The following is a 23156-nucleotide window of genomic DNA, read 5'->3' as shown; positions in this document are numbered from 1 at the left end:
CATTTTCCGCTCGGGACACGGGCAACCCGCGAGGGGAGACACCACATAGGGGCCATGCGTTTCCCGCGTCTTGGACTTCTGGCTTGTGCCGTCGTGTGCGCCCTGGTGACCGCCTGTGCGCACCACGCGCCCCGCTCCGACACCCATCCCGGGCCCCCGCTGGCCCCGGGCGAACACCAGCGCATCGTCAACGGCGTGCGCCTGTACTACCGCATCGCCGGAGAGGCACCGGAGCAGCGCGCCCCGGTGCTCTTCCTCCATGGAGGCCCCGGCCACAACAGCTACAGCTTCGCCCGGCTGATGGGGCCCCACCTGGAGAAGGGCCGGCGCATGGTGTACCTGGACCAGCGCGGCTGCGGCCGCTCCGAGCGCCCGTGGGACACCCGCTACTCGCTGGAGGTGCTGGTGGCGGACCTGGAGGCGCTGCGCCAGGAGCTGGGCGTGGAGCGCTGGGTGCTGCTGAGCCACTCCTTCGGCGGGACGCTCGCGCTGGAGTACGCGGCGCGCCACCCCGGGCGCGTGGCGGGCCTCGTGGTGGTGAGCGGCTTCTCGGACGCGGAGAGCACCTTCGCCACCTGGAAGCGGGAGCTCGAGCGCCTCCACCCCGAGCGGATGACGGCGCCCGCGAGCGCCTCGGGAGACACCTCGGACTACGCGCAGGTGATGCGAGCCCTGCGGGGCATGGACGCGCAGCGCTTCTTCCACCAGCTCCAGTTCCGCAGCCCCATGTACCAGCAGCTGCAGGAGGCGGTGGACGCGGAGAGCGGCCTGCGCAACACGGGCGAGCTGTCCCGCACCCTCTTCGCCACCGAGCTGCTGAACTACCGCTTCTCGTCCGCCGCGCGCGTCACCGCGCCGGTGCTCGTCATCGGCGGCAAGTACGACCGCTCCATCGGCGTGGAGAGCATGCGGGCCCTCGCGCAGTCCCTGCCCCACGCCACCTTCCTCGAGTACGAGCAGAGCGCGCATTACCCGTACCTGGAGGAGTCGGAGCGCTTCGCCTACGACGTGAACCAGTTCCTGTCGTCCCTGCCGTAGGCGCCTTTTCCCTCGCCCTCCGGGTGAGGGGATGGGGCCTCTCTAGGGAGCCGGCGTCCCACGGCCCGCCGCGCCACCCACCTCGGTAGTGCCCACGACCTGGCGCTGGGCCTGGTCGAACTCGACCTCCAGCAGCCTGCCCGAGCCCCGAGGAGCCAGGCCGAAGCGGATGCGCCAGTAGTTGGGACGTGTCTGTACGGCCTCGGCGACCTCGACGACCTCATAGCCGGAGGAGGCGGCGTATTCCTGGCCGATGCGGATGACGTCGTTGTAGCCCAGCTCCTGCTGCACGGTGTTGGGCGGCTCCGGGTACATCCGGCGCTCCTGGGTCGGTCCGGCACAACCGATGCCGAGGAGGGTCGCGGAGAGAAACAGGGCAATGGCGGGACGGAGAGGGACCATGACAGTCCAAAGGTGAGCATGGTCCGTGCCACGGGAGGCTCCCTCGCGACGCGACGAGAGCCCCCGCGCCCGGCACGCAAGCGTTGCGGCCCGGGGAATCCCAGGCCGCAGCCGTTGCGCCCACCGTCCGCGCCGGGGTGAGGCTACTTGTCCTTGTTGGTATTGACCGCGGGCGAGAGCACCTGCTTGCTCACCACCTCGTCGAGGATGCCGTACTGCCGGGCCTCCTCGGCGCTCATGAAGTAGTCGCGCTCGGTGTCCTTCTCGATGCGCTCGATGGTGTGGCCCGTGTGCTTCACGATGAGGCCGTTGATGTAGGAGCGCAGGCGGAGGATTTCCTTGGCCTGGATGTCGATGTCCGAGGCCTGGCCCTGCGCACCACCGAGCGGCTGGTGGATCATGATGCGCGAGTTGGGCAGGGAGTACCGCTTGCCCGGCGCCCCGGCGAGCAGGAGCAGGGCGCCCATCGAGGCCGCCTGCCCGACGCAGATGGTGGACACCGGACACTTGACGTACTGCATCGTGTCATAGATGGCCAGGCCCGCCGTCACCGAGCCTCCGGGCGAGTTGATGTAGAGGCTGATGCCCTTGTCGGGGTCCTCGGACTCGAGGAAGAGGAGCTGGGCGACGATGATGTTGGCCACATCATCGTTCACCGGCGTGCCGAGCATGACGATGCGGTCCTTGAGGAGCCGGCTGTAGAGGTCGTATGCGCGCTCACCCCGATGGGTGGTCTCGATGACGAAGGGGATGTTCATGGCTCCCCAACACTAATCCGCCTTCCCGCCGGGCGCCCGTCCGTTCTTCATGGACCGTGCTCCAGGTTACGCTCGGGGCCCACCCCAGGGGACTGCCATGAACGCCTCCGACATCGATGCCATCCTCGCCGCCACGCTGGAGGACCGGACGCTCACCCGCACCGAGCGGCAGGCGCTCCAGGCCGTCCTGGACGACCGCAAGGCGGGCGAGGCGGTGCTGGCGCTCTTCCGCTCGCGGGCATTCGAGCTGGCCCGCGACTCGGTGAGCGACCCCCGGGCCCGCGAGGTGATTGGTTGGCTGGAGGACACGGTGAAGGCCCTGCAGCCCTCGCGCGAGCTGCGGGAGACGAGCCGGATGGATGTGCACTTCAGCCCCGGGGAGGCCCCCCTGCGGGCCATCGTGCGGCTCATCGGCGAGGCGCGGGGAAGCGCGGACGTGTGCGTCTTCACCATCACGGACGACCGCATCACCCGGGCGCTGCTGGAGGCCCATGAGCGGGGCGTGCGGCTGCGGGTGGTGACGGACGACGACAAGGCGATGGATGCCGGCTCGGACATCCACCGGCTGCTGCGCTCCGGGGTGCCCGTGCGGGTGGACCGGACGGAAGCGCACATGCACCACAAGTTCGCCGTGTTCGACCGGATGCGGCTGCTCACCGGCAGCTACAACTGGACCCGCTCGGCCGCGGCCGAGAACCACGAGAACGTGCTCGTCTCGGATGACCCCCGGCTGGTGGTCCCCTTCTGCCGGGCCTTCGACGACCTCTGGACGGCCCTGGGCTGAGCTATACCTCGGTGAAGCGGATCCCCCCCACCTGCTCGTCTTCCAGGGCGTCTTTGAGACGCTCGGAGACCAGGAGGACAGAGTTCCACCCCCTGGGCCGGAAGATGTCGGAATCGCCTGCTCGGGAAGGGTCGATGCGCAGGCCCCTGACGAGGCGGTAGTCCCCCACTCTGTCAGGCGCCCCATCTTCGGGCCGCCAATATTCCACCCGCTCGCACCGGGCATCGTCGATGCAGGGGAGGACTCGGAGGACGTTGACGAGGAAGTAGGGCTCCGTCCGCCCTGTCACCTCGACCGGGAGGAGTTGTACTTGTTGCCCCAGACCCAGGCGCTCGAAGAGCGGGGCGAGCCGCGCGTGGACGATGGGGATGCTGAGCGTCGTGAAGCTGAAGTCGAGTGCACGTCCAGGAGCATCCACGGGTATTCGAGGCGTCCCCGACAGAGCGATGGGGCGTCCGCTGAAGAACTGCCAGGGGTCTATCTCCTCGCCCTGTCCGTCGATGGGCTCCGCCAGGACCCACTGCTCCCGGATGCGCGAGTCGAAGAACAGCTCATGAAATCGCATGTTCGCCCATCTCAGTTCCTGGGTTTCGTCGTCAGACCGTGGAGCCGTGTGCCAGGAGTGCAGACCTCGTCCGCAATCCGCTTGAGCTCCTCCAACAGTCTGGCCCTGCATTGCTGTTGCGGTCTACAGAACCTGATGGCGTCTTCGAGACGCCTGAAGATCTCTCCGTGGTACTCCTCGGGGTGCGGTCCGAAGTGGCCCAGCAGGTTCACCTTGTTCGCATCGTCGTCGAGGTCCACACCCGCCTTGGCGAAGATCTTCTCGAAACGCGGCGTCCATGGGCCGCCCCGCACTTCGGAGTTGTCGTTCTTGTTGGTGGCAAGGTGGTGGCGCGAGTAACCGGGTGCCCTGGCCGAGAGTTCCTTGCAAGCACTGCGCAGGGCGGAACTGGCTGTACCAGCGGCGACTCCCGCGACGAGGAGGGAGCCCTCTGCCGAGCTGGCCTGGGCCAAGGTGACGTTGCTCCAGTTGAAGCCCCCTGGCAGGGCCAGGCGGCGGGGCCACAGCCTCCCCAGACCCCCCTGAGGAACCTGCGCGTTCTTCCCAACACCCCGCATCGCCACGAAAGCGAGGATGCGGACCCCGGCGCCGCCCAGGTACCTGCCGAAGTGCTCGGCCGCGGCCTCGACTTCTTTCAGGCTCCGGGCGTCGCGGGTGCCCTGGTAGAGGCGGAATGTCACCATGCCGAAGTGGGTGAGCTCCGCGACGGAGAAGACGGTGAGAAGCACCACGGAGACAGAGGCGGCGAACGCCTTGGTGAAGAGCGGCTCGGGCGCCGCCCAGGCGAGGCCGTACACGACGAGGGCCGTGGCCATGCTCGCGAGGAAGGCTGGATCCTTCACGAGAGTCTCGAACCCCTCCTGCATCCCCCGAGGCATGTACCGGGGCGACAAGCGCAGCGCCATGAGAAGCGGACTTCCCTCCAGACAAGGCGGCAGGGGGAAAAGCGCTTCGCCATAGCGCGCGGAGAATTGCTCGCGCAGCGTGCGCTCCAGGGGTGAGGACTGAGGGGAAACAGGGAAGGAAGCAAGCCGGACACCCGAGGCGCAGAGCCCGCCCCCTGCTCCTCGAAGAAGAGCAGGCTCCAGGCTCGCGAGATCCTCATGGAATCGAGCGAGCACCCGGCGTGCGTCCTCCGCCGAGAAACGTTGGAAGGTGGGCTCCTCGGGCAGAAGAGGAAAAGTGAGCAGGAGCCTGCCATCCGGCAGCGGGGTGACGCGGATGGTGCCGGCCGGCGCAGGACCTCGAGGACCGTCAGGGAGTGGCTCGTCGAGGGTGGCACACGCGGAGGCGAAAAGCAGGCCCAGGGCTACAGGCAGGTGCAGAGGCAGAGGACCCTTCCTCATCTCGAGCATGGGGTGTCCACGATAGCCTCAGGACGAGCCCCCCTGCCTGCTCTCCGTCCAGGCATGGGACGGGGATTGGCCGGACCCCCCACCCCACCCCACCGTGTGCTGCCGGGGGAGGTGCGCATGGGAATGTTGGGTGAAACGGTGGGGCAGACGGTGGGAGCCCTGTTGTCGCCGCAATTCCGAGCCATCTCGGGGCTGCGCCACGCGCGGGCCGTTCATGCCGAGGGCATCTGCCTCCAGGCCGAGGTCGTCCCCGTGAGGACCGATCCGCCCTTCCTGGCCGTGGCCTCGCGCCTCGCGGGCCCCGCCTTCGTGCGGCTCTCCACGGCTACCTGGCGGGGCGGACGCGAATGGCCGGACATCCTCGGGGCCTCGGTGCGCTTCCGGCGCGACACGACCCTCACCGAGGAAGCTTCCCCCGGCGACCAGGACGTCCTCTTCGCCACCCTGCGCCACGTCTGGACGCTGGCCCCCGCCTTCCTCACCACCCGCGTGCACGACTGGCTCCAGAACGACTACTACGGCCTCGCGCCCTTCACGGTGCAGGGACTCGGAAAGACGAAGCTGCGGCTCACCTCGCCACGAGGCCCCCGGCGGCAGGGCTCACGCGTGGCGAGGCTGCGTGACGCCATGCACGACGGCAACGCCCTGCTCACCTTCGAGGTGCTTCCCCTCGAGCACGGGCTGCCCCGCACCTGGACGCCCCTCGCCGACATCTTCCTGCGGCAGGAGGTGGTGCTGGACCCGGCGCGCCTGCGCTTCAACCCCTTCCGCGATGGGCTCGGCATCCGCCCTCGCGGCTTCCTGCACGCCATGCGGCTCCCCGTCTACCGGCAGAGCCAGAAGGGCCGTGTCGAGCACTGAGCGGCGCGCTACTTCACGTCCAGGATCATGAAGCGCTGGACGTGGACGAGCTTGTCTCCGTGCTTGACCTCGAGCCGGTACTGGCCGATCGGCCAACCCACGGACGGCCGCGGCAGCGTGAAAGTCGCCGCCATCTTGTCCTGGGCCGTCACGGTGGCGGAGGCGATGACGATGTTCTTCTCCGAGCCCTTCTTCGCCAGTTCCTCGGCGATGAAGGTTCCCGTGAGCTTCGTTCCCCCCGGCGCCCGGAAGTAGAAGGTGACCTTGGGCAGGCTGGTGGGCAGGACCATACCCATGGGGTCGATGACCGCGGGCGGCTCGGCGCGCGACGAAGACGGAGCCAGAACAGCCACGGCAACACCAAGGGCGAGAACGGCGAACACGGACAGCTTCTGCGTCTTCATGGGGGCTCCCTTTCGTGGAGGCCAGAGCAGGCGCCCCACTATAGAGGCAGACACCAGGGACGGAGGCACTACGCCGGTCCCCGGCCCCGCCCCGTCACGTCCCAGCGGCCCACCACCTGCCCACCGCGCACGGCCCACAGCTCGTCCTGCAGGTTCACCGAGACGCAGACGTGGTTGGGCACCACCCGCACCCGCTCGCCCACGCGTGGCCTCCACGGGGTCCGCGACAGGTCCAGCATTCCGTGCTCCTCGGACAGCGCGTGCACCACCACCTCCGGCCGCTCCAACAGCGCGCCGTAACCGCCCACCGGCAGCTCCTCCTTCGCCAGGGCCTTGGAGCCCGCGTCGATGACGGCCTGTCCCGGTACCGCCGTGCTCACCACCGTCGCCAGCACCGAGTAGGCCACCTCGTCCCAGCCACACACGCCCATCCACGCGCTCGCCCGGTCGAAGAAGGGCGTGATGCCCGGGCGGATCTCATTCATCCCCACCACCTCGTGCGAGCGCCAGAGCGTGGGCGTGGAGCCGCCGCTCACCACGCCCGGCTTCAACCCCGCGGCCCCGAGCGCCTCCAGGAACGTGCCCAGCCGCCGCGACACCTCCACGAGCGCCGGGCCCTGCTCGGCCAGCGGCAGGCGGATGTGCCCCGGGTAGAACATCACGCCCTGGTACTCGAGCCCCTCCGCCCCGGCCACCTCGCGCGCCAGCGCCACCGCCTCCTCCGGCACCGGCACGCCCACGCGGCGCATCCCCAGGTCCAGCTCCACCAGCACGCCCACGCGCCGCCCCGCCCCGCGAGCGGCCTCGGCCAGCCCCGCCAACACCTCCCGCGAGTCCACCGCCACCGAGAGCCGCACCCGCCCGGGCAGCGCCATCAACCGCGCCAGCTTCGAGGCCCCCACCGGCGAGTAGGCCAGGAGCACGTCCTCCGCCACCGTGCCCATCACCTCCGCCTCGCGCGGCGTGGCCACCGTGACGCCCGATGCCCCGGCCTGGAGCTGCCTCGCCGCCAGCTCCGGCACCTTGTGGGTCTTCGTGTGGGGCCGCCACCGCAGCCCGTGCTCGCGCACGTACGCCGCCGCCTTCTGGAGGTTCGTCTCCAGGCGGTCCTCATCCACCAACGCGGCCGGGGTCTCGATGCTGGCCAAGGATCTGTCCAAAGAGGGAAGGCTCATACGGGCTCCGGACGGTACTCCTGGACCCATACCGTCTCGAAGCCCCACGTGAAGAGCATCCGGTGGGTGGACAGGGTGACGAAGCCCCGGCCCTCGATGGGCCGCGTCACCACGATGAAGCGCGTGCCCGGACGGCAGGCCCGGAAGCGCTCGACGAGGCGGGCCTTCGTCTCGGGACCCAGCGCCGTCCAGTTGGAGAAGACGTGGCTGGCATCCCCCAGCTCCTCGCGCGTCGCGTCCCCCACCGTGAGCGTGATGCCCGCGGGCCGCAACTGCCCCGCCACGCTCGCCACATGGTCCACCAGCAGCTCCACGCCCCGCGCCTCCGCGCCCAGCCACCGCGCCGCGAGCAGCACCCTCCCCCGCCCCGCCCCCACGTCCACCACCCGGCTGCCCCGGCCCACCCCGGCCCTCCGGAACAGCCGCACCGCCGTGAACAGCGGCGTCTCCCCGTAGATGAGCTCGCGAAACCCCTGCCCGCTCTCCCGCAGCACCCGCGTCACCTCGAAGGTCCGCCGCGGCCGGTAGGGCGAGTGCATCCACTCCGCCAGCCAGATGCCCAGGTAGGGCCGCAGCAGCCACGGGCGCACGCACAGCACCAGCACATCCAGGAGGCGCGTGAAGAGCGCGATGGCCAACACGGACACCTGCAGCGCCACGGCCTGGAGCAACGGCAGGTCCAGGTCCTCCAGCGAGTCGTCCTTCTCCCTCCCGGGTGGGGGCACCGGCTCCTTCATTGTGCCTCCCAGGGTCTCCGGAACCCGGGCCACACGCAACGATCACCAGTGGGCAGTGCCGGACGGGGCCGTTTTGCCTGGAGGTGCCGGGGTTCCTCAGAATCCCCCCATTCGCCGAAGGGGGACAGCCATGAAGACGATGCATCGGGTCCGGCCACGCCGTGGGGCGCAGCGCAACTCCGCTCCACCCACGAGCCCACGAGGGGAACCGGTGGGCATGCGCCGCCGGACATTCATGAAGTCGGTGATGCTCGGGAAGCTCCGCGCTCGCGCTCGCGGCCTGCCGGCAGGAGCCGGTGCCCTATACGCCGCAGCCCGGCCCACCCCCTCCCGGCGTCTACATCCCCTCGGTGAATGAAGGGGAGAGCCTCTTCGCCTACCTGGAGCGCACGCGGGGCGGTTTCGACCCGACGCTCTACCGGCAGCTCATCGGCGCGGCCAACGAGTACAAGGAGGGCGACGAGGCCGCGAGCCTGGCCGCCGCGGACGACACCTCCCGCGCCAACGCGCGCCTCCTCCTCTCCAACACGCGCATCGGAGAGCTGCGCGCCCACCCGCTCTTCGAGGACGGCCTCTTCACGCTCATCGAGCAGGGGGTGGACGCCTCGGCGGCGGACGCCGTGAAGGGCTGGACGATGGGCCAGCTCAAGCGCTTCCTCCTCGATGGGAGCGAGGCGGACATCAAGGCCCTCATGCCCGGGCTGAGCAGCGACGTCATCGGCTGCATCGTGAAGCTGATGAGCAACACGGAGCTCATCGCCGTGGGGAGCAAGGTCTTCAACCCGCTGCCCGGCAGCAAGATCGGCTCCAGGGGCTACCTGGGCGCGCGCCTCCAACCCAACTCGCCCACGGACCACCCGGACGACATCCGCTGGCAGGTCTTCAACGGCTGGGCCTATGCCGTGGGCGACGTGCTGCTCGGCACCAACCCCGTCTCCAGCGAGGTGGCCTCGGTGCGGACGGTGCAGAACACGCTGCGGGACGTCCTGGAGACGTTCGGCATCGCGGACGTGATGCCCCACTGCGTGCTGTCCCATATCGACATCCAGGCCGAGGTGGAGAAGCTCGAGCCCGGCTCCACCGCGCTCTGGTTCCAGAGCCTCGGCGGCACCGAGGGCGCCAACCAGACGTTCGACGTCACCCTTCCCAAGATGCTGGCGCACGCGGCCGAGCGCACCGGCAAGTACGGCCTCTACTTCGAGACGGGCCAGGGCGCCGACGGCACCAACGGCCACGGCAACGGCTTCGACATGGTGGTGCACGAGTCGCGCAAGTACGGCTTCGCGCGCGTGCTCCAGGAGCGCGTGGCCCAGGCCCAGCTCGGCGCGGGCAGGCCCGCCGCTCCCTGGGTGCACCTCAATGACGTGGCCGGCTTCATCGGCCCCGAGGTGTTCCGCACCCGCGAGCAACTCGTGCGCTGCTGCCTCGAGGACATCGTCATGGGCAAGCTGCACGGGCTCACGCTCGGCCTGGACGTCTGCTCCACGCTGCACATGGAGGTCAACCTGGATGACCTCGACTGGTGCCTGGAGCAGATCATGCCCGCCAACCCCGCCTACCTCATGGCGCTGCCCACCAAGAACGATCCGATGCTCAGCTACCTGACCACGGCGTTCCAGGACCACGTCCGCCTGCGCGAGAAGTTCGGCTACAAGGTGGATGACCGGATGTGGGCCTTCTTCATGGAGCTCGGCATCCTCGACGATCAGGGCAGGCCCACCGCGCACTTCGGGGACCCCACCTGGGTGTACCTGCAATACCAGCGGCGCAAGGGCGACACGCGCCCGGACGGGGAAATCCTCGCGGAAGCGCGCACGCAGATGGCCGAGGTGCGCAAGCGCGGCGTGTGGCTCGCCGAGGGCCACGGCGTCAACCGGTGGGACCTGAACCCCGTGCTGGACCGGGAGATCCGCTACCTCTACGACGACGCGAAGAAGAGCATCCACGCCGAGCTGCCCACGTCCTTCGCGAGCACGCTGCCCGGCGCCATCTCCGTGGCCACCGGCTCCAAGAACCGCGAGGACTACATCCTCCACCCGCCCACGGGAGAGCAGCTCTCCGACAAGGCGCTGGAGGCCCTGCGAGTCCTGCGGGAAGCGCATGCGGGCCAGTACGACGTGCAGCTCGTCATCTCCGACGGGCTCAACGCCTATGCGCTCACGGACGAGGGGCACCTCGCGCCGTACCTGGAGCGGGTGCGCTCGGAGCTGGCGTCCGCGGGCTACAAGGTGGCGCCCCACCCCATCGTGGTCAGGTCGGGACGCGTGCGCGCCGGCTACCACATCGGCGAGGTGATGTACGGCTCACTGCCGGACAAGGACTCGCACCGGGCCATCCTGCACATCATCGGCGAGCGGCCGGGCTCGGGGCACCACGCCTACTCCGTCTACATCACCGCGCCCAAGGTGAGCGCCTGGGCCCGGGAGGGAGAGGTGGACCACGACATCACCCGCGTGGTGTCCGGTATCGCCGACACGGCCCTCTCCCCCTCCACCGCCGCGATGGACACGGTGAGGATCCTCCAGGGGCTCACCTCGCCCTGAAGTGACACCCGGCGCCGGCGCCGGTAGGCCCCGGGGACCGCGAGCGCCGTCGGCCCGGGTCTTGCGAAGAAGCCACCGTGGACGGAGGAACGGATGGGCATTCGCACAGGCGCGGTGGGAGCGGGTCTCGCGGTCATCTCATTGCTCACCGGGGGTTGTGATGACCGGACCCGGACAGTCGACCCTCCGGTGAACCAGGAGACGGGTCCATCGGAGGGAACCGAAGTTCCCCCGGACCCACCTCCCCTTCCATCAGAGGATGCCGGCATACCCACGCCGGATGAGGATGGAGGGACGCCGCCCGATACCGGCGAACCTCCGGATGCGGGGACTCCGCCCGATACCGGCGAGCCTCCGGATGCGGGGCCGTGGCCGGTGGACGCGGTGCTCGACTACACGCGGTCGTTTGGCGTCGGCACCCCGCAGAGCGTTGGGCTCGATGAAGGGCTGAACCTGTGGCTCCTCGATGGCAACCGCATCGGCGTGATCCGTCCGGGCGACACGGCGCCGAAGTGGACCACGGGCGTGGGCCAGGCGCGCCTGCCGTTCGGTTCGGATTCGCTCGCGGTCGGCTCGACGGTCATCTGCGGCGGTGAGGCGGGGCGCGCGTACGTGGGGTATCGCGCTCGCGAGATGCAGCGGGCGCCGGGGATCTCCCAGCGCACGTACATCCCCGGACCGGGGGAAGCGAACTACACCCCCGAGCGCTACGCCGAGTACCAGAAGGGAGATCTCGACGCGGTCCGCCTCCAGGAGGATGGGACCGTCGCGCTCGAGGAGCACATCTGGCGCACCACCGGCTCGTCGAACGCGGGCAAGCAGCTCGGCATCCACAACACGAACGACTTCCACTACGAGGAGGATCGCAGCGTCCTCAACTGCGCCCGCGTGACGCGCGGCCCGTACCGCGGCGACCTCTACATCACGACGAACCACGGAGTGACCCGCATCCAGGGGCTCACGTACAACAGCCACCGGCATCCGGGCTGGTACCTCATCACCACGAACCCGGACGGCTCGAAGGACGAGTCGCTCCAATGCCCGCCGATGCACGGGCTCGGCATCGCGCCGAACGGAGACGTCCTCGTCGCGAACGAGCAGATGCTCGGAGTCCTCATCCCGAGTGCGAAGCTCGAGGAGTGGGACCGCGAGTACACCTGGGCAGGCCCCACGCCCTGGCGGTTCAAGGGCTTCAACGAACAGCTCAACGGGCAGGCCTCCGATGATTACTGGCGCGCCTTCGAGCAGACCACCTCGGGCCGCTACTACCTGGGGAGCGCGGAGTTCGGCGTCTGGGCGATGACGCCGAAGTCACGCTCCGCGGGCAACTGGTCGAAGCTCGCCGGGCTGCCGACGAATCAGATCCTCGCGCTCAAGGCGACGGACGATGGCGCGCTCTACATCGGCACGAATGGCGCGGGCCTCTGGCGGCTGGAGCCGGACGGCACGACGCTGACCCAGGTGCGGCAGGTGCCGGGCCAACGCGTCCTGCAGCTCGTCTACGAGCCCACCGTGACCCCGAGCATGCTGCTCGTGCTCACCGACCGGGGACTGACCGTGCTCCGGGGGCCATAGTCCGCCCCACCTGACAGGCTCGAAAGAATCTTCCAGCCACTGCGAGCGCACCGGCTGTCCCGTCACCCATCCACTGCGGCACAGGGGGGAGCATGAGCCCCCCGGGTGTGTGTTGGTTACTCAAGGGTTGAAACCCATGTCCCCCCCATGCGAGGGAGTGGCCCCTTGAATGCCCGGGGAGGAGTCACGAAAACACCCCGGCGGCACACCTTCCACGGGAACGGGCACCATGACGCAACGTACGGAGGGTCCCGGGTGGCTCGCGGGTGGCGGCCGGATGGCGCAGGACATCCGCGCCATCGACTGGTCGCAGACGCCCCTGGGGCCCATCGACTCCTGGCCGCAGAGCCTCCGGACGACGGTGAGCCTGTGTCTCGCGTCCAACTTCCCCATCTCCATCGCCTGGGGTCCCCAGCACACCCAGCTCTACAACGACGGTTACTGGCCCATCTGTGGCGCGAAGCACCCGCGCTCCATGGGCCAGGACTTCAAGGAGTGCTGGGCCTCCGCCTGGCCCGTGGTCGGCCCGGCCTTCGAGCGGGCCCTGGCCGGAGAGACGACGTTCCTCGAGAACCAGCGGATGTTCCTGGACCGCAACGGCTACCTCGAGGAGGCCTTCTTCACCTTCTCCTTCAGCCCCATCCGGGATGAGTCGGGGGGCGTGGGCGGCCTGTTCCACCCCGTGACGGAGACGACCGCGAAGATGTTGAGCGAGCGCCGCTCACGGGTGCTGCGCGACGTCGCGGCGCGTGCGGGCAAGGCGCAGACCGTGGACGAGGCCTGCGCGCTCACCATCAAGACGCTCGCCGACAACGAGTTGGATCTGCCGTTCGTGCTGCTCTACCTGCTCGAGGAGGGAGGCACACGGGCGCGCCTGGCGCAGAGCACGGGTCTCTCCCCTGGAGGTCCGGCCAGCCCCACCGAGGTGGACCTGAGCCAGGAGACGTCCCAGGGTTGGCCCCTCGCGCACGTGGTGGAGTCGGGCCGCGCCGTGCACGTGAAGGACGTGAGCGAGCGGTTCGGTCCCGTGCGGTGCGGGCCGTACGAGGAGCCCCTGAAGTCGGCCCTGGTGCTCCCGTTGACCCTGCCCGGGCTCGCGCGTCCCACCGGGGTGCTCGTCGCCGGGGTCAGCACCCGGCTGCCCCTGGATGACGTGTACCGCGTGTTCTACGAGATGCTGGCGGGCGCCATCTCGGTGGCGCTCAACAACGCACGCGCCTACCAGGACGAGCACAAGCGCGCCGAGGAGCTGCACGGAGCTGGATCGCGCCAAGACGGCCTTCTTCAGCAACGTCAGCCACGAGTTCCGCACTCCGCTCACGCTGATGCTCGGACCGCTCGAGGATCTCCTCGCGTCACGCGGGTTGGGCGAGGCCGAACGCCAGGAGCTGGCGGTGGTGCACCGCAACGCGGGCCGGCTGCTGCGGCTGGTCAACACCCTGCTCGACTTCTCGCGGCTGGAGGCGGACCGGGCCGATGCGAGCTTCGAGCCGACGGACCTCGCCGTCCTCACGAGGGATCTCTCGAGCACCTTCCGCTCGTCCGTGGAGCGCGCCGGCCTCACCTTCACGGTGGACTGCCCGCCCCTGAGCCAGCCCGTCTACGTGGACCGGGAGATGTGGGAGAAGATCGTCCTCAATCTCCTCTCCAACGCGTTCAAGTTCACCCTGCGCGGGGGCATCACGCTGCGCCTCCGGGAGAGCGAGGGACAGGCGGTCCTCGAGGTGAGCGACACCGGCACCGGCATCCCGGCGGAGGAGCTGCCCCAGCTCTTCGCGCGCTTCCATCGGGTGAAGGGCGCCCAGGGCCGGACGCACGAGGGGACCGGCATCGGGCTCGCGCTCGTGCAGGAGCTGACGAAGCTCCACCGCGGCGAGGTCCGGGTGACGAGCACGGAGGGCCAGGGCACGGCCTTCACCGTGTCCCTGCCGCTGGGGAAGGAGCATCTCCCCGCGGAGCGGCTCCAGGCACCGCGGGCGCTCGCCTCCACCCGCCTCGGAGTGAACCCGTTCGTCGCCGAGGCGGAGTTGTGGAGGGCCACGCCTCCGTGCGCGCAGGGAGCCGTGCCCCCGGCAGCGGAGCTCCGAGCGGCGGGGACGCCCACGGGCCGCGTGCTGCTCGCGGACGACAACACCGACATGCGGGAGTACGTGGCCCGGGTGCTGTCCTCCGCCTTCGAGGTCGAGGCGGTCGCCGATGGCCAGGCGGCGCTGGAGGCGGCGCGGGCCCGGCCGCCCGACCTGGTGCTCACGGACGTGATGATGCCCCGGTTGAACGGTTTCGGCCTGCTCGAGGCGCTCCGGAAGGAGGAGCGGACACGCGCCATTCCGGTCGTGATGCTGTCCGCCCGGGCCGGGGAAGAGGCGTCCATCGAGGGGCTGGAGGCGGGTGCCGACGACTACCTGGTGAAGCCCTTCAACGCGCGGGAGCTGGTAGCCCGCGTGCGCTCCAATCTGGAGCTGGCGAGGATGCGGCGGGAGATCGCCCGCCAGGAAGCCCTCACCGGGCATCTGCGCGAGGCGGTGCAGCTACGCGATGACTTCCTCTCGGTCGCCAGCCACGAACTCAAGACGCCGCTCGCCGCGTTCGGCCTGAGCCTGGAGTTGCTGGAGCGCGAACTGCCCGCCGAGTCGCGGCTCCGGGTCCGGGACAGGCTGCTCTCGGCGGGACGCCAGGTGAAGCGGCTGCATTCCCTGGTGGAGACGCTGCTCGACGTCTCGCAGCTCTCCTCCGGACGGCTGGTGCTGCACCTCGAGGGCGTCGAGCTCTCCTCGGTGGTGGCGGAGATCGTCTCCCGGCTGGAAGCGGAGCTGCAGCGTGCCGGCGTGTCCGTCCGGATGGAGCTCGGCGGGAGCGTTCGCGGCCAGTTCGACCGGGTCCGCATCGCGCAGGTGGTGACGAATCTCCTCCAGAACGCGGCCCGGTACGGCCAGGGCAGGCCCGTCGATGTGCGCGTGGAGGACGCCAGCGGCGTGGGCTGCATCACCGTGATGGACCACGGCATGGGCATCGCCGCCGAGGACCGGGTGCGCATCTTCGAGAAGTTCGAGCGCGCGGTCTCGGCGCGTCAGTTCGGCGGGCTGGGTCTGGGCCTCTGGATTACCCGGCAGATCATCGAAGCCCACGGTGGGCGCATCACCGTGGGGGAGACCCCGGGCGGGGGTGCCACCTTCAAGGTCGAGCTTCCCCTGGCCCGGTGACGGAACGACGGCGCTACAGGTTGCCGGTCATCTTCTCCGGGCGCACCCACTGGTCGAACTGCTCGGCGGTGAGCAGGCCCAGCTCCACCGCGGCCTCCTTGAGCGTCTTGCCCTCCTTGTGCGCCTTCTTGGCGATCTTCGCCGCGTTGTCGTAGCCGATGTGCGGGTTGAGCGCGGTGACGAGCATCAGCGAGCGCTCCAGGTTCTCCTTCAAGCGCCCCAGGTTCGGCTCGATTCCCACCGCGGCGTGGAGCCGGAAGCTGCGCATGCCATCCGCCAGCAGCCGGCAGCTCTGCAGGAAGTTGTGGATGATCAGCGGCTTGAAGACGTTCAGCTCGAAGTTGCCGGACGCGCCGCCCAGGGAGATGGCCACGTCGTTGCCCATCACCTGCGCGCACAGCATGGTGAGCGCCTCGGACTGCGTGGGGTTCACCTTGCCCGGCATGATGGAGCTGCCCGGCTCGTTCTCGGGGAGGGAGAGCTCCCCGATGCCCGAGCGCGGCCCCGACGCCAGCCAGCGCACGTCGTTGGCGATCTTGAAGAGCGCGGCCGCCAGCCCCTTGAGCGCACCGTGGGCGTGCACCAGCGCGTCATTGGCCGCGAGCGCCTCGAACTTGTTGGGCGCGGTGACGAAGGGATGGCCCGTGAGGCGGGCGAGCTCCTGGGCCACGCGCTCGGCGAAGCCCTTGGGCGCGTTGAGGCCCGTGCCCACCGCGGTGCCTCCGAGCGCCAGCTCGGACAGGTGCGGCAGGGAGAAGCTCGAGGTGCTTGCGCGCATGCTCGAGCTGCGCCACGTAGCCGCTGAACTCCTGGCCCAACGTCAGGGGCGTGGCGTCCTGCAGGTGCGTGCGGCCAATCTTCACGATGTCCCGGAACTTCTCCGAGCGCTCGGCGAGCACGTCGCGCAGCGCCAGCAGCTCGGGCAGGACGTTGCGCACCACGGCCTCGGCCGCGGCCACGCTCATGGCGGTGGGGAAGACGTCGTTGGAGCTCTGGCCCTTGTTGACGTCGTCGTTGGGGTGCACCTTGCGCCCCTCGCCGCGCTCGCCGCCCAGCAGCTCCGAGGCGCGGTTGGCCAGCACCTCGTTGACGTTCATGTTCGTCTGGGTGCCGCTGCCCGTCTGCCACACCAGCAGCGGGAACTCCTCGTCATGCTGGCCGTCGAGCACCTCGTTGGCGGCCTTCACGATGGCCTCGCCCTTCTCCCCGGGCAGGGTGCCATTCTCCATGTTGACGAGGGCCGCCGCCTTCTTCACCAGCACCAGGGCGTGGATGAGGGCCGGCGGCATGCGCTCGGTGGAGATGGCGAAGTTGTGCCGGCTGCGCTGCGTCTGCGCGCCCCACAGGCGATCGGCTGGGACCTCGATGGGACCGAACGTGTCCTTCTCGATGCGGACGTTCTGGTTGCTCACGTGGCTGCCTCCTCGAAGGGAGCCGGTGCGATAACAGCATCCGCCCCTCGGTGGGACGAGGCCCTGGCCCGGATTCTGGAATCGGACACTCCGTCGCACCGTCCCGCTCACTGGAAGTGCGATTGACGCGGGAGGGCCGTGGAGGCATCTGCTGGAGGCATGTCCGAAAACACCCCCGCCCGCCCGGTGGACGTCTCCGAGCGGGTGACCCTGCTGGACGTGCTGCGAGGCTTCGCGCTGTGCGGCGTCTTCGTCTCCAACAGCTTCATGTGGTTCAGCGGCCGCGTCCTCCTGCCGCGCGAGCAGGCCCGGGCCCTGGCCGCCCCGCCGCTCGAGACCGTCGTCACCTCCCTCTACAACTTCTTCGTGAACCAGAAGTTCGTCACCCTCTTCGCCTTCCTCTTCGGGCTGGGCTTCTCCATCCAGCTCGCACGCGCCGGGGCCCGGGGGGTGTCCGTCGTCCCGGTGTACTCGCGGCGGCTGCTGGTGCTGCTGGGCATCGGCCTGACGCACATGTTCGCGATCTGGGTGGGGGACGTCCTCTCCACCTACGCGCTGGTGGGCTTCGCGCTGCTGCTCTTCCACCGGTGCTCGGACCGGACGGTGCTGGTGTGGGTGCTGGTGCTGATGGTGGGGGTACCGCTGCTGGTGCCCGCCCTCCAGCACTTCGGCCCCATCCTGCTGCACGGCGCCCAGGCGGCGGCCGAGGCGGCGAAGGCCAGTGATGCCCAGGAGGCCCAGGCACGGGCGCGGCTCCTGGCGGGGCTCTCCAGCGGCTCCTTCTGGACGACCCAGGAGGCCAACGCACGCTACGTCACGTTCATGCTCCCGCAGACCAAACGGCTGCTCTGGATGAGCGTCATCCTGGGCCGATTCCTGCTGGGCCTGCTCGCGGGGCGGCACCTGCTGCTGCAGGACGTGGAGCGCCACCGCCCCACGCACCGCCGGCTGCTCGTCTGGGGGCTGGTGCTGGGCCTGCTGGGCAACGGCACGTGGCTGGTGGTGCAACGCCTGCGCCTCGCGGGGCTGGTGGACCCGGCGAAGGACTCCTGGATGGTCGTCCTGTCCGCCATCCAGGAGCTGGGCTACCTGGGCCTGGCCGCGGTGTACGTGGCCGCCTTCGCCCTGCTCTTCCAGCGCGAGCGGTGGCGCAGGGTGATGCAGGTGCTGGCCCCGGTGGGCCGCATGGCGCTCACCCACTACCTGCTGCAGTCCGTGGTGAGCCTCTGCGTCTATGACGGCTGGGGACTGGGCCTCATCGGCAAGCTGCCGCCGTCGCGCGTCGTGGCGCTCTCGCTGGCCATCTTCGCGCTCCAGGTGCCCCTCAGCCATTGGTGGCTGTCGCGCTTCCGCTTCGGCCCTGCCGAGTGGCTGTGGCGCTCGCTCACCTACGGCCGGGCGCAGCCCATGCGCCTGCTGCCCAGGAGTGCGGCAGAGCCGGCGGCGAGCTGATGGCTTGCGGCGGCACGAGGCCCCACGCAGGATTCAGCGCGTGGACACTCCCACCGGCACCATCCGCGCATTGCTGCTTGCCCAGGAGCGGGGAACCCCCATGAAGCGTGTCCCCGAGGCCCAGGCCCTGGAGGGCCGTGGCTTCGTGGGGGACCGCCATGGGAAGAAGAAGCCGAACGGCAAGCGGCAGCTCCTGCTGCTGGACGAGGCCTCCCATGGCGCGCTGCGGCTCGGGCCAGGAGAGCTGAAGGAGAACGTGGTCATCTCCGGAGTGCCACTGGAGTCCCTGCCACCGGGGCAGCGCCTGGCCCTGGGCACCGAGGTGGTGGTGGAGCTGACCGAGCCCTGCGTACCCTGCTCGAAGCTCGAGCGGCTCCGCCCGGGCCTGCTCAAGGAGTCGTGGGGCCAGCGGGGCCAACTGGCCCGGGTGCTGCGCGGAGGCACGGTGCGCGAGGGGGACGGTGTGCGCCTGCTCGACGTCAACCCGGACGTGCCCCGCCCCATCCGTCCCAAGCTGCCCTGATCAGCGCTCCCAGAGCGCGCCCAGCTCCAGGGCCAGCGCCTCGAAGGGCTCCACGTGCACCGTCACCGTTCCGGCGTGCGTGCCCAACAGCGACCAGCGGCCGCTCTCCAGCCGGTAGACCTCCAGCGTCCGCAGCACGGGGTCCACGAGCCAGAAGTGCTTCACGCCCTCGCGCGCATACACCGCCATCTTCCGCGTCCGGTCGAGCGTGGCTGTGGAGGGAGAGAGCACCTCACAAGTCCAGTCCGGAGCCAGCAAGAGGCCTACCGTGGGCGGTATCTCCGGCATCCGCTCCCGGCGCCAGCCGGCCAGATCGGGCACCAGCACGTCCTCTCCCAGGTGCAGCTCCGGCTCGTCCAGGATGACCCAGCCACCAGGCCCGCCCCGCCCCCGGTCGAACGGCCCCGCGAGCTCTCCTCCAAGCCGCGAAGCCGCCCGGGTGTGCGGCAAGGCGGGCCTCGGGCTCACATACAGCTCGCCCCCAACAATCTCACCTACGACGTTGGATGGGAGCTTCTCCAGCTCCGCGTACAGCACATCCCGGTGCGACCGCTCGCCACTCATACCCACAGGATGCAGTTCCACCTCGGCGGCCGCAAGCCGCTCTCCCCACTCCCCACCGGTTTCCGGATTCATGCGGCCAGGATGAACCTGACCTCTGACATCCTGTCGCGGCACGGGCAGGGGGAAGACCCTCACCCCCACCCTCTCCCAGAGGGAGAGGGGGCGCACACTTTCAGACCCGGCGCTCCATCCGGGGCTCCTCCACGGGGGTGTTCGCCACCCGGCCCACCCACCCCATCACCCGCTGCACCGGCGCCCGCCCCAGCGCCGACGCCGGCGTGAGCACCCACAGCAGCAGGTAGAACCCCAGCGCCGTCCCGCCCGTCACCACCAACGCGAGCACGAAGGCCACCCGCACCAGCGCCACGTCCAGGCTCAGCAGCCTCGCCAGCGCCGTGCACACCCCCGCCACCACCCGTCCCGGCCCGCCCCGGTGCATCGGCTCCGCTCCCCCCTGCCGCTCCCGGCAGTGCGGGCACTTCGAGGCATCCCCCCGGATGTCCATCCTGCACGCCACGCACTGCTTCGTCTCTTCCATGGCTCCGCTCCTCCTGGAGGCCCTTGCCTCACCGGCCTCATCCCTCCCTACGCGCCAGGTCCGCCCCCATTGCATCGCCCCTCACCCACTGTTTTCAGGTCAGTGAATTTACAAATTTAATCCCGGTCATGTTGACATCCTTACATAGCTGTCGACTTCTGAGCGTGAGGACTTCACACTTCCTCGGGACGGACACAGATTGGAGCCCGTTGGGGGCTTTTACAACGCACCCCGTCAAGGAGCTTTGCATGGACGCGGCCGTCCCCTCCTCGTCGTCGCCGCAACGTACTGAAGGGCATGAGACTCCAGGACAGGGGGTCAGCCTCCGGGGGCCCTGGCATGCGGATTACGCCGCTGTCCTGACGCCCGAAGCCCTGGAATTCGTGGCCAGGCTGGCGCGCACCTTCGGGGCCCGGCGCGAGGCCCTGCTGGAGCGGCGCAAGGCCGTGCAGGCCGCCTACGACCAGGGCGAGCGTCCCCACTTCCTCCCCGAGACGAAGGACATCCGGGAATCGGACTGGACGGTCGCTCCCCTGCCCCAGGACCTGCTCGACCGGCGCGTGGAGATCACCGGCCCGGTGGACCGGAAGATGATCATCAACGCGCTCAACTCGGGCGCCAACGTCTTCATGGCGGACTTCGAGGACGCCAACAGCCCCACCTGGGACAACGTGGTGCGCGGGCAGCTCAACCTGCGGGACGCGGTGCGCGGCACCATCAGCTACACCGCCGAGAACGGCAAGCACTACGCGCTGCACGAGAAGACGGCCGTGCTCCTGGCCCGGCCGCGCGGCTGGCACCTGCTGGAGCGCCACCTGGAGGTGGACGGCAAGCCGGTGTCCGCCTCGCTCTTCGACTTCGGCCTCTACTTCTTCCACAACGCGCGCGCCCTGCTGGAGAAGGGCAGCGGCCCCTACTTCTACCTGCCCAAGATGGAGAGCCACCTGGAGGCCCGGCTGTGGAACGACGTGTTCCACCAGGCCCAGAGCGAGCTGGGCATCGCCCGCGGCTCCATCAAGGCCACCGTCCTCATCGAGACGCTGCCCGCCGCCTTCGAGATGGATGAAATCCTCTACGAGCTGCGCGAGCACTCGGCGGGGCTCAACTGCGGCCGCTGGGACTACATCTTCAGCTTCATCAAGAAGCTCCAGGCCGACCCGAAGTTCGTCCTGCCCGACCGCGGGCAGGTGACGATGGACAAGGCCTTCCTGCACAACTACTCGCTGCGTCTCATCCAGGTGTGCCACCGCCGCAACGTGCACGCCATGGGCGGCATGGCGGCCTTCATCCCCATCAAGGGAGACCCGGCCGCCAACGACGCGGTGATGGCCAAGGTGCGCGCGGACAAGGAGCGCGAGGTGCGCGACGGCCACGACGGCACCTGGGTGGCCCACCCGGGCCTCATCCCGGTGGCCCGCGCCATCTTCGACCAGCACATGCCCGGGCCCAACCAGCTCACCCGGCAGCGCCCCGACGTGCGCATCTCCGAGGCGGACCTCATCGCCATGCCCGAGGGCACGCGCACCGAGGAGGGCCTGCGCCACAACATCCGCGTGGGCGTGCAGTACATGGCCGCCTGGCTCGGGGGCCTGGGCTGCGTGCCGCTCTACAACCTCATGGAGGACGCGGCCACCGCGGAAATCTCGCGCGCCCAGGTGTGGCAGTGGATCCACCACCGCGTGCCGCTCGCCGACGGCAAGCCCGTCACCGTGGAGCGCTTCCGCCAGGTGCTCGCCGAGGAGATGAAGAAGGTGGAGGCCGAGGGCGCCAACGAGCGCTACGGCGCCGACCGCATGAAAGAGGCGCGCGAGCTCTTCGAGAAGCTCTCCACCGCACCGCGGTTCGAGGACTTCCTCACCCTGCCCGCCTACGAAGCACTGATGTCGCACGGCTGAGCGGCCGTGCCCGCGCGACACGAGGTCCCTTTCGCTTTCAGACCCTGATTCATATCTCTGGTTCGAGGAGCCGAACATGTACGACGCCGTGACGACCACGAATGACGCCTCGCCCCACGCCAAGCTGCACTCCCAGCGTTTCGAGGGCATCACCCGCAACTACTCGGAGGCGGATGTCGAGAAGCTGCGCGGCTCCATCCGCATCAGCTACACGCTGGCCGAGATGGGCTCCAAGCGGCTGTGGGAGCTGCTGCACACCAAGGACTATGTCCACGCGCTCGGCGCCCTCACCGGCAACCAGGCCGTGCAGATGGTGCGCGCGGGCCTCGAGGCCATCTACCTCTCCGGTTGGCAGGTCGCCGCCGACGCCAACACCGCCGGGCAGATGTACCCGGACCAGAGCCTCTATCCGGTGGACAGCGTCCCCAACGTGGTGCGCCGCATCAACGCCTCCCTGCGCCGCGCGGATCAGATCGACCACGCCGAGGGCAAGCGCGACCGCTACTGGTTCGCCCCCATCATGGCGGACGCGGAGGCCGGCTTCGGCGGCCCGCTCAACGCCTACGAGCTGATGAAGTCCATGATCGAGGCCGGCGCCGCGGGCGTGCACTTCGAGGACCAGCTCGCCAGCGAGAAGAAGTGCGGCCACATGGGCGGCAAGGTGCTGGTGCCCACCAACAACTTCATCCGTACGCTGACGGCCGCGCGTCTGGCCGCGGACGTCATGGGCGTGCCCACCCTGCTGGTGGCCCGCACCGACGCCGACAGCGCCAAGCTGCTCATGAGCGACGCGGACGAGTACGACCACGCCTTCATCGACCGCAAGGCGGGCCGCTCGGCCGAGGGCTTCTACCGCATCAAGGGCGGCCTGGAGTGCGCCATCGCCCGCGGCCTGGCCTACGCGCCCTACGCGGACCTCGTCTGGTGCGAGACCAGCACCCCGGACCTCGACCAGGCCAAGAAGTTCGCCGAGGGCATCCGCAAGAAGTTCCCCAACAAGCTGCTGGCCTACAACTGCTCGCCCTCGTTCAACTGGAAGAAGAACCTGGACGACAAGACCATCGCCAAGTTCCAGCGTGCAGCTCGGCGCCATGGGCTACAAGTTCCAGTTCGTCACCCTCGCCGGCTTCCACGCGCTCAACTACTCGATGTACGAGCTGGCCCGGACCTACAAGGACCGCGGCATGGCGGCCTACTCGGAGATGCAGCAGAAGGAGTTCGCCTCCGAGAAGGACGGCTACACCGCCACCCGCCACCAGCGCGAGGTGGGTACCGGCTACTTCGACAAGGTCGCCGAGGTCATCTCCGGCGGCTGCTCCAGCACCCTGGCCCTCAACGACTCCACCGAGGCCCACCAGTTCTGACACGGTGCGGG

19 protein-coding genes and 3 pseudogenes are annotated in these 23156 nt (G+C 69.5%); 11 read left to right on the top strand and 11 right to left on the bottom strand.

Translation table 11 applies throughout. The annotated features are described in order from the left end of the window. The first annotated feature begins 93 nt into the window (after window positions 1-93). Window positions 94-1038 (top strand): alpha/beta fold hydrolase, encoded by a 945-nt coding sequence (locus ACN28I_RS36960; protein ID WP_420946595.1) that lies wholly within the window; start codon window positions 94-96, stop codon window positions 1036-1038. A 42-nt stretch (window positions 1039-1080) separates the two neighbouring features. On the opposite strand, the gene ACN28I_RS36955 is transcribed toward ACN28I_RS36960, so the two are convergent. Next, window positions 1081-1353: a hypothetical protein gene (locus tag ACN28I_RS36955; protein WP_420946594.1), complete on the bottom strand. Its 273-nt coding sequence runs from the start codon at window positions 1351-1353 to the stop codon at window positions 1081-1083. Window positions 1354-1583: 230 nt separating this feature from the next. Then, window positions 1584-2198 carry an ATP-dependent Clp endopeptidase proteolytic subunit ClpP gene (clpP, locus tag ACN28I_RS36950; protein WP_420946593.1) on the bottom strand — a complete coding sequence of 205 codons (615 nt, stop codon included), beginning with the start codon at window positions 2196-2198 and terminating at the stop codon, window positions 1584-1586. A 97-nt stretch (window positions 2199-2295) separates the two neighbouring features. Here clpP and ACN28I_RS36945 point away from each other — a divergent pair, with 97 nt between their 5' ends. Further along, entirely contained in the window at window positions 2296-2982 is a 687-nt protein-coding gene (locus tag ACN28I_RS36945) for a phospholipase D-like domain-containing protein (protein ID WP_420946592.1), read from the top strand. Window position 2983: 1 nt separating this feature from the next. Here ACN28I_RS36945 and ACN28I_RS36940 read toward each other — a convergent pair whose 3' ends face one another. Both ACN28I_RS36940 and ACN28I_RS36935 read right to left on the bottom strand, forming a co-directional pair. Beyond that, window positions 2984-3547, bottom strand: coding sequence for an imm11 family protein (locus tag ACN28I_RS36940; RefSeq protein WP_420946591.1), 564 nt, complete (start codon window positions 3545-3547; stop codon window positions 2984-2986). Window positions 3548-3558: 11 nt separating this feature from the next. Further along, window positions 3559-4452: an AHH domain-containing protein gene (locus ACN28I_RS36935; protein WP_420946590.1), complete on the bottom strand. Its 894-nt coding sequence runs from the start codon at window positions 4450-4452 to the stop codon at window positions 3559-3561. Between the two features lie 567 nt (window positions 4453-5019). Here ACN28I_RS36935 and ACN28I_RS36930 point away from each other — a divergent pair. Next, on the top strand, window positions 5020-5763 hold the full coding sequence (locus tag ACN28I_RS36930) for a hypothetical protein (protein WP_420946589.1): 744 nt from the start codon (window positions 5020-5022) through the stop codon (window positions 5761-5763). A gap of 8 nt (window positions 5764-5771) precedes the next feature. Here the strand turns inward: ACN28I_RS36930 and ACN28I_RS36925 are convergent, their stop codons facing one another. The 3 genes from ACN28I_RS36925 to ACN28I_RS36915 all read right to left on the bottom strand — a co-directional run bounded on the left by ACN28I_RS36925 (window position 5772) and on the right by ACN28I_RS36915 (window position 8079). Beyond that, window positions 5772-6167 (bottom strand): hypothetical protein, encoded by a 396-nt coding sequence (locus ACN28I_RS36925; RefSeq protein ID WP_420946588.1) that lies wholly within the window; start codon window positions 6165-6167, stop codon window positions 5772-5774. Window positions 6168-6235: 68 nt separating this feature from the next. Continuing rightward, complete coding sequence (locus tag ACN28I_RS36920) at window positions 6236-7315, bottom strand: D-TA family PLP-dependent enzyme (protein WP_420946587.1); 1080 nt, start codon at window positions 7313-7315, stop codon at window positions 6236-6238. A gap of 23 nt (window positions 7316-7338) precedes the next feature. Further along, window positions 7339-8079 carry a class I SAM-dependent methyltransferase gene (locus ACN28I_RS36915; protein WP_420946586.1) on the bottom strand — a complete coding sequence of 247 codons (741 nt, stop codon included), beginning with the start codon at window positions 8077-8079 and terminating at the stop codon, window positions 7339-7341. Between the two features lie 296 nt (window positions 8080-8375). Between ACN28I_RS36915 and eutB the strand changes: the two genes are divergently transcribed. Then, window positions 8376-10622: an ethanolamine ammonia-lyase subunit EutB gene (gene eutB, locus ACN28I_RS36910; RefSeq protein ID WP_420946585.1), complete on the top strand. Its 2247-nt coding sequence runs from the start codon at window positions 8376-8378 to the stop codon at window positions 10620-10622. A 375-nt stretch (window positions 10623-10997) separates the two neighbouring features. Continuing rightward, window positions 10998-12197, top strand: coding sequence for a hypothetical protein (locus ACN28I_RS36905; RefSeq protein WP_420946584.1), 1200 nt, complete (start codon window positions 10998-11000; stop codon window positions 12195-12197). 600 nt (window positions 12198-12797) lie between these two features. Here ACN28I_RS36905 and ACN28I_RS36900 read toward each other — a convergent pair. Beyond that, window positions 12798-13010 carry a hypothetical protein gene (locus ACN28I_RS36900; RefSeq protein ID WP_420946583.1) on the bottom strand — a complete coding sequence of 71 codons (213 nt, stop codon included), beginning with the start codon at window positions 13008-13010 and terminating at the stop codon, window positions 12798-12800. On the opposite strand from ACN28I_RS36900, the pseudogene ACN28I_RS36895 reads away from it, so the two are divergent. Continuing rightward, window positions 12925-13341, top strand: a pseudogene (locus ACN28I_RS36895) (GAF domain-containing protein); the annotation flags it as partial. The gene ACN28I_RS36900 and the pseudogene ACN28I_RS36895 sit on opposite strands and share 86 nt — an antisense overlap. 181 nt (window positions 13342-13522) lie before the next feature. Next, window positions 13523-15397, top strand: a complete 1875-nt coding sequence (locus ACN28I_RS36890; RefSeq protein WP_420946582.1) for an ATP-binding protein — start codon at window positions 13523-13525, stop codon at window positions 15395-15397. 13 nt (window positions 15398-15410) lie between these two features. Here ACN28I_RS36890 and fumC read toward each other — a convergent pair. Further along, a pseudogene (fumC, locus tag ACN28I_RS36885) lies at window positions 15411-16809 on the bottom strand (class II fumarate hydratase). Window positions 16810-16968: 159 nt separating this feature from the next. Here fumC and ACN28I_RS36880 point away from each other — a divergent pair. Further along, window positions 16969-18261: a DUF418 domain-containing protein gene (locus tag ACN28I_RS36880; RefSeq protein WP_420946581.1), complete on the top strand. Its 1293-nt coding sequence runs from the start codon at window positions 16969-16971 to the stop codon at window positions 18259-18261. Between the two features lie 40 nt (window positions 18262-18301). Then, entirely contained in the window at window positions 18302-18784 is a 483-nt protein-coding gene (locus ACN28I_RS36875; protein ID WP_420946580.1) for an MOSC domain-containing protein, read from the top strand. On the opposite strand, the gene ACN28I_RS36870 is transcribed toward ACN28I_RS36875, so the two are convergent. Further along, window positions 18785-19348 (bottom strand): Uma2 family endonuclease, encoded by a 564-nt coding sequence (locus ACN28I_RS36870; protein WP_420946579.1) that lies wholly within the window; start codon window positions 19346-19348, stop codon window positions 18785-18787. It abuts the gene before it with no gap. A gap of 172 nt (window positions 19349-19520) precedes the next feature. Beyond that, window positions 19521-19886: a PspC domain-containing protein gene (locus tag ACN28I_RS36865; protein WP_420946578.1), complete on the bottom strand. Its 366-nt coding sequence runs from the start codon at window positions 19884-19886 to the stop codon at window positions 19521-19523. A gap of 248 nt (window positions 19887-20134) precedes the next feature. Here ACN28I_RS36865 and aceB point away from each other — a divergent pair, with 248 nt between their 5' ends. Both aceB and aceA read left to right on the top strand, forming a co-directional pair. Continuing rightward, window positions 20135-21781, top strand: a complete 1647-nt coding sequence (gene aceB / locus ACN28I_RS36860) for a malate synthase A (protein WP_420946577.1) — start codon at window positions 20135-20137, stop codon at window positions 21779-21781. Window positions 21782-21857: 76 nt separating this feature from the next. After that, a pseudogene (gene aceA, locus ACN28I_RS36855) lies at window positions 21858-23145 on the top strand (isocitrate lyase). Window positions 23146-23156: the final 11 nt, after the last annotated feature.

Origin of the sequence: Archangium gephyra (assembly GCF_049060025.1) — a bacterium.
In the GTDB taxonomy this organism is placed as follows: domain Bacteria; phylum Myxococcota; class Myxococcia; order Myxococcales; family Myxococcaceae; genus Archangium; species Archangium gephyra_A.
Note: the sequence above shows the minus strand (reverse complement) of the source record. Positions and strands in the feature narration are given on the sequence as shown.